The sequence below is a fragment of the Actinosynnema sp. NPDC023794 genome, from assembly GCF_040639675.1.
In the GTDB taxonomy this organism is placed as follows: domain Bacteria; phylum Actinomycetota; class Actinomycetes; order Mycobacteriales; family Pseudonocardiaceae; genus Actinosynnema; species Actinosynnema luteola.
The window spans coordinates 1-1,302 of sequence record NZ_JBFAFR010000098.1; the positions used below are offsets into that span (position 1 = coordinate 1).

Below are 1,302 nucleotides of genomic sequence, written 5' to 3' on the forward strand. Positions count from 1 at the left end.
CTGTCGGATGCGTGTCGGTTGGTGTCGGCGCGTGCGGGTTTGATGCAGGCGTTGCCCGAGGGCGGGGCGATGGTGGCGATCAAGGCCACCGAGGCTGACGTGTTGCCGTTGCTCACTGATGGTGTGGGTATCGCGGCGGTCAACGGGCCGGATTCGGTGGTGGTGTCGGGTGTCGAGGCCGAGGTGCTGGAGGTGGCCTCGAAGTTCGAGCGGTCGAAGCGGCTTTCGGTGTCGCACGCGTTCCACTCGGTGTTGATGGACCCGATGTTGGACGACTTCCGGGCGGTGGTGCGGGAGTTGACCTTCCGTGAGCCGATCATCCCGATCGTCGCGTCGGGTGATGTCACGGACCCGGAGTACTGGGTGCGGCACGTTCGGGATGCGGTGCGGTTCCACGATGTCGTGGTCCGGTTGCAGGGCGAGGGTGTGGCGCGGTTCCTGGAGGTCGGGCCCGACGGTGTGCTGAGCGCGCTGGTCGATGGAGCGGTTCCGTTGCAGCGCAAGGGGCATGATGAAGCGCTAACGCTGGTCAAGCGGCTCGGCCAGTGGTACGCCACCGGTGGGTCCGTCGACTGGCCGTCGTTCTTCGGCGGTCGTGGGCGGTGGGTCGAGCTGCCGACCTACGCGTTCCAGCGCGAGCGGTACTGGATCGACTCGCTCGACTACTGGCGTGAGGCGTGGGCGGGTGCGACCCTCGGCGCGGGCGACGTCGTGTCCGCCGGCCTGGACGTGCCGGAGCACCCGTTGCTCGGGGCGGTCGTGGTGGCGCCGGACACCGATGGCGCGGTGCTCACCGGCAGGCTGTCGGTGCGGGCTCAGCCGTGGCTGGCCGATCACGCCGTCGGCGGCGCGGTCGTCTTCCCCGGCACCGGGTTCGCGGAGTTGGCGATCCGGGCCGGTGACGAGGTCGGCTGCGGCACGCTCGACGAGCTGGTGCTCACCGCGCCGCTCGTGCTGCCCGGCGAGGACCGGAACCAGGGCGTTCAGCTGCGCGTGATAGCGGGCGCGCCCGATCGGACCGGTCGACGCACGGTGACCGTGCACTCGCGGCCGGAGCGCGGGGACGACCTGCCCTGGGTGCTGCACGCGGAGGGCGTGTTGTCGGCGGGGACGCCGGTCGCGGGGTTCGACCTGCGGCAGTGGCCGCCGGCGGGCGCGGAGCCGGTGGACGTCGCCGAGCACTACGACGTGCTGGCCGGGGCGGGCTTGGAGTACGGGCCGGTGTTCCAGGGGCTGAGGTCGGCGTGGCGGCTGGGTGGCGACGTGTTCGCCGAGGTCGCGCTGCCCGATGGGGTGGACGGC

General features: G+C 71.4%; 1 protein-coding gene. It reads left to right on the plus strand.

All coding sequences use genetic code 11. The features are described from left to right. Nucleotides 1–1,302 (plus strand): acyltransferase domain-containing protein (locus tag AB0H12_RS45160; protein ID WP_499632958.1); only part of this gene is annotated, 1,302 nt, incomplete at its 3' end.